General features: G+C 68.3%; 11 protein-coding genes. 4 read left to right on the forward strand and 7 right to left on the reverse strand.

What is annotated here, in order from left to right; all coding sequences use genetic code 11:
• The coding region (locus tag VN856_RS00945; protein WP_325685254.1) for an NAD(P)H-quinone dehydrogenase at positions 1-1041 on the reverse strand (1041 nt) is incomplete at its 3' end.
• Between the two features lie 64 nt (positions 1042-1105).
• Here VN856_RS00945 and VN856_RS00950 point away from each other — a divergent pair.
• Positions 1106-1585, forward strand: coding sequence for a gamma-glutamylcyclotransferase (locus tag VN856_RS00950; protein WP_325685255.1), 480 nt, complete (start codon positions 1106-1108; stop codon positions 1583-1585).
• Positions 1586-1593: 8 nt separating this feature from the next.
• Here the strand turns inward: VN856_RS00950 and VN856_RS00955 are convergent, their stop codons facing one another.
• The 4 genes from VN856_RS00955 to VN856_RS00970 all read right to left on the reverse strand — a co-directional run bounded on the left by VN856_RS00955 (position 1594) and on the right by VN856_RS00970 (position 5104).
• The gene (locus VN856_RS00955; protein ID WP_325685256.1) at positions 1594-2766 is read right to left on the reverse strand and encodes a M20 family metallopeptidase; all 1173 of its coding nucleotides are present in this window, start codon (positions 2764-2766) and stop codon (positions 1594-1596) included.
• Positions 2763-3947 (reverse strand): M20 family metallopeptidase, encoded by a 1185-nt coding sequence (locus VN856_RS00960; RefSeq protein WP_325685257.1) that lies wholly within the window; start codon positions 3945-3947, stop codon positions 2763-2765. Before VN856_RS00960 ends, VN856_RS00955 begins: the two co-directional genes overlap by 4 nt.
• 63 nt (positions 3948-4010) lie before the next feature.
• Positions 4011-4502, reverse strand: a complete 492-nt coding sequence (locus VN856_RS00965; protein ID WP_325685258.1) for a hypothetical protein — start codon at positions 4500-4502, stop codon at positions 4011-4013.
• The gene (locus VN856_RS00970) at positions 4478-5104 is read right to left on the reverse strand and encodes a TIGR03086 family metal-binding protein (RefSeq protein ID WP_325685259.1); all 627 of its coding nucleotides are present in this window, start codon (positions 5102-5104) and stop codon (positions 4478-4480) included. The genes VN856_RS00965 and VN856_RS00970 overlap by 25 nt, the downstream gene beginning before the upstream one ends.
• Positions 5105-5191: 87 nt before the next feature.
• On the opposite strand from VN856_RS00970, the gene VN856_RS00975 reads away from it, so the two are divergent.
• The 3 genes from VN856_RS00975 to VN856_RS00985 are packed head-to-tail and all read left to right on the forward strand — an operon-like array spanning position 5192 to position 8027.
• Positions 5192-5587 (forward strand): MarR family winged helix-turn-helix transcriptional regulator, encoded by a 396-nt coding sequence (locus tag VN856_RS00975; RefSeq protein WP_325685264.1) that lies wholly within the window; start codon positions 5192-5194, stop codon positions 5585-5587.
• Between the two features lie 11 nt (positions 5588-5598).
• Positions 5599-6405: a purine-nucleoside phosphorylase gene (locus VN856_RS00980; protein WP_325685260.1), complete on the forward strand. Its 807-nt coding sequence runs from the start codon at positions 5599-5601 to the stop codon at positions 6403-6405.
• Between the two features lie 8 nt (positions 6406-6413).
• Positions 6414-8027 (forward strand): phospho-sugar mutase, encoded by a 1614-nt coding sequence (locus VN856_RS00985; protein ID WP_325685261.1) that lies wholly within the window; start codon positions 6414-6416, stop codon positions 8025-8027.
• Position 8028: 1 nt separating this feature from the next.
• Here the strand turns inward: VN856_RS00985 and upp are convergent, their stop codons facing one another.
• Both upp and VN856_RS00995 read right to left on the reverse strand, forming a co-directional pair.
• A complete protein-coding gene (upp, locus tag VN856_RS00990) occupies positions 8029-8652 on the reverse strand; it encodes a uracil phosphoribosyltransferase (RefSeq protein WP_325685262.1) in 624 nt (207 codons plus the stop codon).
• 28 nt (positions 8653-8680) lie between these two features.
• The coding region (locus VN856_RS00995; protein ID WP_325685263.1) for a PE-PPE domain-containing protein at positions 8681-9401 on the reverse strand (721 nt) is incomplete at its 5' end.

Below are 9401 nucleotides of genomic sequence, written 5' to 3' on the forward strand. Positions count from 1 at the left end.
ACGCAGCCGGATCGGGGTGACGGCCTCGCCGAGTGCGTGCCACATCGCGATCCGGCCTTGCATCGCGGCGACCGAGGCCAGCGGCAGCAGCCCGGTGCAGTCGCCCGCGGCGTAGGTGTTGGACACCGACGTCCGGGAGACCCGGTCGACGGTCAGATAGTTGCCGGGTCCGAGTTCGATGCCCACCCGGTCCAGGCCGAGATTGCGGGTGTTGGGTACCGAGCCGATCGTCATCAGCGCGTGGCTGCCCTCGACTGTCCGGCCGTCGGCCAAGGTCACCAGCACGCCGGAGTCGGTACGGGTGACCGAGTCGGCGCGGGCATTCTTGACCAGCTGCACTCCGCGCTCGGCGAAGATCCGCTCCAGCACAGCGGCCGCGTCGGCGTCCTCGTAGGGCAGGATCTGGTCGCGGCTGGCGACCACCGTGACGTCGACGCCCAATTCGGTATAGGCGTGCACGAATTCGGCGCCGGTGACACCCGAGCCGACCACGATCAGATGCTCGGGCAGTGCCTGCAGGTCGTAGAGCTGACGCCAGTTCAGGATGCGCTCGCCGTCGGTCCGCGCGGTCGGCAGCTCGCGGGGGCTGGCACCGGTCGCGATCAGCACCGCGTCGGCGTCGTGGGTGCTCGTGCTGCCGTCCGGCGCGGTGGCCTGGATGCAGTGCGATGCCAGTCCCGGCGTCGCGTCGATCAGCTCGCCGCGGCCGGCGATCACCCGGACGCCCGCGTTCTGCAGCTGGGCGTTGATGTCGGCGGACTGGGCGGTGGCCAAGGTCTTGACCCGCTCGTGGATTTCGGGCAGCGAGATCTTGGCGTCGTCGATGTCGAGGTCGAAGCCCAGTTGCGGAGCGCGGCGCAATTCGGTCCGCACCCCGGTGGAGGCGATGAAGGTTTTCGACGGCACACAGTCGAAGAGCACCGCCGCCCCGCCGATGCCGTCCGAGTCGATGACGGTGACGTGCGCGTCGCGAGCCGCTGCGACGAGGGCCGCCTCGTAACCGGCCGGTCCTCCCCCGATGATCACAATGCGGGTCGCCACAGACCTAACCTAGCCAACCCGTCGGATGACCGCCGCTTCAGCGGTAGCCGTTTAAGCTTTGTCCGTGCCGCTCTACGCCGCCTACGGCTCGAACATGCATCCCGAGCAGATGCAGCAGCGTGCACCCCACTCGCCGATGGCCGGAACCGGCTGGTTGCACGGGTGGCGGCTGACCTTCGGCGGCGAAGACATCGGCTGGGATGGCGCGCTGGCGACCGTGGTGGAGGATCCGACCTCGAAGGTGTTCGTCGTGCTCTACGACATGACGCCGGCCGACGAGAAAACCCTCGATCGGTGGGAGGGTTCCGAGCTCGGCATCCACAAGAAGATCCGGTGCCGAGTGGAACGCGTGTCGTCGGACACCACGACCGATCCGGTTCTGGCGTGGCTGTATGTGGTGGACGCCTGGGAAGGCGGTCTGCCGTCGGCGCGCTATATCGGCGTCATGGCCGACGCCGCTGAAATCGCCGGCGCCCCAGAGGAATACGTGCACAAGATCCGGACTTGCCCGGCGCGCAATGTCGGACCCGGTCACGGCGAATAACGCCGCACCTAACCGATCGCTGCGGACTGCTCGACGATGTTGACCATCAACCGCACCCCGATCGCCAGGGCCCGCTCGTCGAGGTCGAACGTCGGCTGATGCAGGTCCAACTGCGGACCGCGGCCTGACCACACCCCGAGCCGGGCCATCGCGCCGGGAACTTCCTCCAGGTACCACGAGAAATCCTCACCGCCACCGGATTGTTTGGTGTCGGCCAGCACATCCGGACCGATCGCCTCGATCGCGTGGGTGAGGATGCGCGTCGAGACCACTTCGTTGACCACCGGCGGCACGCCGCGGTTGTACTGAACGGTGTGGTCGATGTGCAGCGGCGACAGCAGTGCCGCGACCGCTTCCCGGACGATGTCTTCGAGGCCCAGCCAGGTTTCGCGGCTCGCGGTGCGGATGGTGCCCGCCAGCGTGCCGCTTTGTGGGATCGCGTTGGCGGCCACGCCCCCATTGACCGCACCCCACACCATCACGGTGCTGTTGCGTGGGTCGATACGGCGCGACAAGATGCCCGGCACGCCGGTGATCAGGGTGCCCAGCCCGTAGACCAGGTCGCCGGTCAAATGTGGGCGTGAGGTGTGTCCGCCCGGCGACGTCAGAGCGATCTCGATCATGTCGGCCGCCGACGTGATCGGCCCCACCTTCACCGCGATTTTGCCGACCGCCAGCCGGGGATCGCAGTGCAGGGCGAAGATTCGGCTGACTCCGGAGATCGCCCCCGCCGCGATCGTGTCGATCGCTCCCCCAGGCATCAGCTCCTCGGCCGGCTGGAAAATCAGCCGCAACCCAACCGGCAGCTCCGGCGCCCCGGCCAGCGCGAGTGCGGTGCCCAACAGGATCGCGGTGTGCCCGTCGTGCCCGCAGGCATGCGCGGCGTTGGGCATCGTCGAGGCGTATTCGGCCCCGGTCCGCTCGGCCATCGGCAGCGCATCCATGTCCGCCCGCAACGCGATTCGCGGTTCGCGTTCAGGTCCGAAGTCGCAGGTCAGCCCAGTTCCGCCGGGTAACACCTTCGGGTTGAGCCCGGCCTCGACCAACCGCTCGGCGACGAACTGCGTAGTTGCGTACTCCTGACGCCCCAGCTCCGGATAGCGATGGATGTGCCGCCGCCAGCCGATCAGATCGTCGTTGTGCGCGGCCAGCCAGGCATTCGCGACGTCGGAGAGGCTCATGACGCCGCCCGCTGAGCACGTGCCGCCAGCACGCGGTCCCGTTCTCCGGGCGACTCGGCAAGTCGAATAACCGTGCGTGCCAACATGATTGCGCCGTCGATGACTGCCTTATCGGCGCTGGGACCCGCGGCTGCCGCGGTGAAGTCGGGCTGATGCAACGACGCGCCGCCGGCGTCGACGGCAACCATCGGATGGATGCCGGGCAGTAGCTGGGTGACGTTGCCCATGTCGGTACTGCCCAGTGGCAGCGCCGCCTCGAGCGCGTGTTCGATGGGCGATCGACCGAGCCGCGTCATCTCGGCGCGCACGGTTTCAGCCAGCCATGGATCGGGTTTGAGCGCGTCGTACATCGGCTCGGTCTGCTCGACGCTGTAGTCGCAACCGGTGGCGACCGCGCCGGCCAGGAAGCAGTCGCCCACCTTGGCTTCCAGATCGGCCAGTGACGACGCGTCGGTGGCACGCATCGTGTACTGCAATTCGGTGTGCGCGGGAATGACGTTGGCGACTTGACCGCCGTCGGCGACGATGCCGTGCACCTGCTGCCCCGGTGCCAGCTGCTGGCGCAGCAGCCCGATCGCCACCTGCGCCACGGTCGCCGCGTCGGCGGCGTTGATCCCCAGGAACGGCGCAGCTGACGCGTGTGCTTCCTTGCCGCGGTAGGTCACCCGGACCGCGGACAGGGTGAGCGACCGGGCGGCCGCGATGTCGACCGGACCGGGATGCATCATCACCGCCAGCGCAAGGTCGTCGAAGACTCCGGCGTTGAGCAGCAAGACTTTTCCGCCGCCGAACTCCTCGGCCGGCGTGCCCAGCAGCGAGACCGTCAAACCCAACTCGTCGGCGACGTCGGCCAGCGCCAGCGCGGCGCCGACGGCCGCTGCGGCAATGATGTTGTGGCCGCAGGCATGACCGATCCCGGGCAGTGCGTCATACTCGGCGCAGATCCCGACAGTCAGCGGACCACTGCCGAAGTCGGCGCGAAACGCGGTGTCCAAACCGCCCGCGGCCGCGGTGATCTCAAAACCCCGCTCGGCCACCAGCGATTGCGCCTTGGCGCAACTGCGATGCTCGGCGAAGGCCAACTCCGGCTCAGCATGAATCGCATGCGACAACTCGACGAGGTCGGTGCTGCGACGCCGCACCGTGTCGTCGACGCGATCCAGCGTCGGGGTTGAAGCCATCGTCGCAGTATCTCACCCGCTGATCACCGGCGTTGTACCCGCAGGCGGGGCGCCGCGACCGTCTCAGATGTCGCGCGGCGCCCGGATGTACGCCTCGGCGCGAAGCCATGCCTGCGCCGGGACAAATCGCTCGTCATCCCAGCTGGTGGATCGCACTCGGATGCGTCCCCGCCAGTTGTTCATGATCGTGACGTGAACGGGCCAGCGGATGAAACGACGTAAATCCGCGTGACTTTCCCACACGGAGAGCGATCCGCCGCGCCACTCAATCTGCTTGCCCCACAGCCAAAGCCCGACCGCGCCGCGCATGATCGGCCAGCTTTCCGCCAGCTTCACGCCCAATGCGGCGATCTGTTGCCATTCCTCTTCCGAATCTGAATGAAAGTCGGTGAAACTCACCACGACCGGGGACGGGCCGCCGTCAGACGGCCCGGGCAGCCAGTCCGTAGTGAGGATGCCGCTCCCCGGCGTGATCGGCGGCTGAGGAGTCCAGGCGCCGGCGGATGTTGTCGTCATGGCTTCCGTCCCCGTCATGCCACGACGGTCGGCTGCCACTGCGGCGAGCGTCCGAGATAAGTGAGTATGCGGTCGAAGTCGTCGGCCGGATCCGCCGACGGGATCGCCGGGCCGAACGGTGCATTCTCAATCGTGCGGAAGTCTCCGTCGGGCACCACGAGCGCCAGCGGCAACGCGGCCGCCACGATGTCGGCCGGAAGCTGGTAGGAGTGCCCCAGTGTGCGAGCCACATCCCAGCCGTGCACGACATAGTCGACATAGTGAAAACCGATCGCCATCGCGGCCGGGAACGTCGCCCCGGGCCCGAACTCCGGTAGCGCGAACTCGCTGTCGAGCACGCCGTCGCCCGCGAACGCGTCGATCACCTCGGTGGCGGCCGCGGAGTAGGCGCCGACGGGGTCGGCTGCCACCGCATCGGCGACGGTGGCCGGTTGCCAAAGCGCCTCGTCAGCGCCGTGGCCGCGGGCCGCAGCGGCAAAGCCGCGATGCTGGACCGTCATGTGAGCGAGCAGGTCAGCAAGGTTCCAGCCGGCGCAAGGCGTCGGTTTCGCCAGGTCATCGGCGGTGACGGCTGAGACCACCTCAACAGAGGCCAATACGGCGATGCGGTGTGACGGGCGAATATCCTGATTTGTATGCATGCGCATATCGTATGCACTCACATATTATCTGTCCAGATCTATCATCGATCGGTGGTGCGAAAGGCGACGCGTCCAGACCTGGCGGAGATGCTGGTGGACCTGGCTCGCAAAACGGTGGCGGCCGAACTGCCGGTGCTGGAGGCCCACGGTTTGTCGATGTGGGGCTACGTCGTTCTCAGCGCCCTGGATCGCTCGCCGATCCGCACTCAAGCGGCGCTGGCCGAGGCGATCGGCGCCGACAAGACCCGCATCATCCCGACGCTCGACGAGTTGCAAGAACACGGTCACATCGAACGGATCCCCGACCCCGATGACCGCCGGGCTCGCCTGCTCGAGATCACCGAGTCGGGCCGTTCCATCAAGAACGCCGTGCAGCTAGCCATCCAGCACGGTGAGGAGCACTGGCTCGGACAGCTTTCCGCCAACGACCGAGACGTCTTCCTGCGTGCGCTGCAGCAACTCAGCGGACGGGGCGGCGATTAGGCTCGGACACTGTGAGTGACGGTCCGCCCGACCCCGATGCGCTCGCGCAGGCCGCGGCGCAGTCCATCGCCGATCGCTCGGGGATCGCTGAACACGACGTGGCGATCGTGCTGGGGTCGGGCTGGGCTCCGGCCGTGTCCGCGCTCGGCCAACCCACGGCGACCCTGACGATGGCCGAGTTGCCCGGGTTCACCCCACCGTCTGCGGACGGCCACACCGGCCACGTGCTGTCGGTGGCCATCGGCGAGCACCGGGTGCTGGTGCTGGCCGGTCGTACGCACGCTTACGAAGGCCACCATCTGCAACACGTCGTGCATCCGGTGCGGACAGCCTGCGCGGCCGGCGCCCGGGTGGTCGTGCTGACCAACGCCGCCGGCGCGGTCCGCGCGGACTTCGCCGTGGGCCAGCCGGTATTGATCAGCGACCACCTGAATCTGACCGCGCGGTCGCCGCTGATCGGGGCACAGTTCGTCGACATGGTCGACGCCTACGCCGCGCGGCTGCGGACGCTGGCCCGTGACGTCGACCCGGAACTCGCCGAGGGCGTGTACGCCGGGCTGCCCGGCCCGCATTACGAAACGCCCGCCGAGATCCGGATGCTGCGCACGCTGGGCGCCGACCTGGTCGGCATGTCCACCGTGCACGAAACGATCGCCGCCCGCGCCGCGGGCGCGGAGGTGCTCGGAGTCTCGCTGGTAACCAACATGGCCGCCGGAATCACCGGTGAGCAGCTGAGCCATGCCGAGGTGCTGCTGACCGGCGCCGCGTCGGCGGCCCAGATGGGTTCGCTGCTGGCCGACGTGGTCGCACGGCTGTAGAGGTCGGCGTGACACCGCAGGATTGGATCGCGCACGACCCCGATCCGGTGACGGCCGCCGAGCTCGCCGCGTGCGATCCGGCCGAGCTGGCGGCCCGATTCGCGCGTCCGCTGACATTCGGCACCGCCGGGCTGCGCGGGCCGGTGCGGGGCGGCCCGGACGCGATGAACCTCGCCGTCGTGTTGCGTGCCAGCTGGGCGGTGGCCCAGGTGCTGGCCGGTCGCGGACTGGCCGGCTCGACAGTGATCGTCGGCCGCGACGCCAGGCACGGGTCGGATCAGTTCGCCGTCGCCACCGCTGAAGTCCTTGCCGCCGGGGGCTTTTCGGCAACCTTGCTTCCCGCTCCGGCACCCACACCGGTGCTGGCCTTCGCCGTCCGGCATACCGGCGCGGCCGCCGGAATCCAGATCACCGCGTCACACAATCCACCGGCCGACAACGGCTACAAGGTGTACCTGGACGGGGGGATCCAGATCGTCTCCCCCACCGACCGCGAGATCGAGGCCGCCATCGCGACGGCGCCCTTCGCCGACGAGATCGCCAGGCACACCGTCGAACCCGCCGATAGCGGACTGGTCGAGCAGTACATCGAGCGGGCCGCCCGGCTGCGGCGCTCGTCGTCGGGCCCGATTCGCGTCGCACTGACACCCCTGCACGGGGTGGGCGGCGTGGTGGCGACCGAAACGCTCTGCCGCGCCGGACTGTCCGACGTGCACACCGTGGCCGGCCAGTTCGCTCCCGATCCCGACTTCCCGACCGTCAGCTTTCCCAACCCCGAAGAACCCGGCGCCACCGACGCGCTGCTCAGCCTGGCCGCCGATGTGGACGCCGACATCGCCATTGCGCTTGATCCTGACGCGGACCGGTGCGCGGTCGGCGTACCGACACCTGCCGGCTGGCGAATGCTGTCCGGCGACGAAACCGGTTGGCTGCTCGGCGATTACATATTGTCGAAGATCGATCCGACCGATCGCGCCACCAGCGTGGTGGCCAGCACGGTGGTGTCGTCGCGGATGCTGTCGGCGATCGCGGCGCACTGGGGTGCGAAACACGTCGAGACCCTGACCGGTTTCAAGTGGCTGGCCCGCGCCGACGCCGACCTGCCGGGCAGCACACTGGTCTACGCCTACGAAGAAGCCATCGGTCACTGCGTCGACCCCTCGGCGGTCCGGGACAAGGACGGCATCAGCGCCGCGGTGCTGATCTGCGATCTGGTCGCGACGCTCAGAGACTCGCAGCGGTCGGTGCTCGACGCGCTCGACGACCTGGCCCGCCGTTACGGGGTCCATGTCGGCGCGGCCGTATCGCGCCCGGTGCGCGACGCCGACGAGGCGGCTGAGCTGATGCGCAGACTGCGCGCGTCGCCACCGACCCGGCTCGGCGAATTCGCCTCGACCACAATAGATCTCTCGCACAGCGCGGTGAATCGCACGGATGCATTGATCTTCGCCGGCGGCGGCGACGATAGGTGGACCCGCGTCGTCGTCCGGCCGTCGGGTACCGAACCGAAGGTCAAGTTCTACATCGAAGTCCGGTGCCCGGTCGCCGAGGATCTGGCCGCTGCCCGTATCGACGCCACCGCGCTGCGTGATGAACTCACTGCCGCTACCAGGGCCTGGTAGCTCAGCGCGGTCCGAACTGGCGATCGCCGGCATCACCGAGGCCGGGCACGATGTAGGCGACGTCGTTGAGGCCGTCGTCGATGGCCGCAGTGAACAGGCGCGCCTGCGGCGCTGTTTTCTCCAGCGCTGCAATGCCTTCCGGCGCGGCCACCACGCACAGCACGGTAATGTCGCCGGCGCCGCGGCGGTGTAACAGGTCGATGGTATGCGTCATCGAACCGCCGGTAGCCAGCATCGGGTCCAGCACGATCACCGGCCTACCACGCAGATCGTCGGGCAGTGACTCCAAATACGGTGTGGGCACAGCGGTTTCCTCGTCGCGGGCTACGCCGACGAAACCCACCGAGGCCTCCGGGAGCAGCGCGTTCGCCTGCTCGACCATACCCAGCCCGGCCCGCAAAACCGCCACCAGCAACGGCGGAGTTGCCAGCCGGGTGCCCGCCGTTTCGGCCAACGGCGTGCGCACGGCGATACTCTCCCGCGGCGCATCGCGGGTTGCCTCGTAGACCAGCATCAGCGTCAGCTCGCCCAGTGCGGCGCGAAACGCCGCATTGTCGGTCCGCTCGTCGCGCAGAGCGGTCAACCGGACCGCGGCCAACGGGTGGTTAACGACACGCACATCCACGCGAAGAGACCCTAGCCGCCTTCGCGGCTCAAGCGCCGAAGAAGTTGAAGGCGTCGAAACCGTAACCAACGAGGTCGATCAGCGGCTGCGCGGAGATCAACGGCTCGCCACTGAAAATGGCGTCTGGCGCCAAGGACGGGATGCTCGCCGTCGCGGCGGTCCACTCGGTGAGCAGGGACGCATCGAGCTGGTTCAGCGAGTTGTAGCCCGACAGCAGCGAGTCTTCGAACGACGACGGCAGCGGCGACTGGCCGGCATCCTGGAGCAGGTCGTTGATCGGGCCGACGAGCGTCTGCACCCCGGCGTATTCCATACCAGCCAGCATCTGCAGCGGATCCATCGCGGGGATGAAACCGGCGCCACCGGACGCCACCAACTGGCCGGTCGCATCGACCGTCCACGGCCCGGCAACACCGATCGGCTCGACCCCGTTGACTTCGATCCCGGCGCCCGGATCACCGGGGTTGCCGTAGCCCCAGTCGTCGAACAGGGTCGCGTACGGGGCGAACGAGTCGTAGAAGAACTGCCCGGCAGGCCCGCCGTCGAACATGAACGCCAACGTGGGCAGCGGCGCGGGAATGGCGTAGAACGCGGTGTGCCCGATGGTTCCGAGATCGATCATGTTGGTGGTGTCCAGGTTCACCCCGGGAGTCGGATCCGGATAGTAGGGGTGCACCGTCTCGATCCCGATCAGGGCGTTGAGGTCGGCGAACAGGTTGCTCGGGTCCTCCGGGAAGTCGGCCCAACCG

The organism is Mycobacterium sp. (assembly GCF_035603715.1).
Classification (GTDB): Bacteria; Actinomycetota; Actinomycetes; order Mycobacteriales; family Mycobacteriaceae; genus Mycobacterium.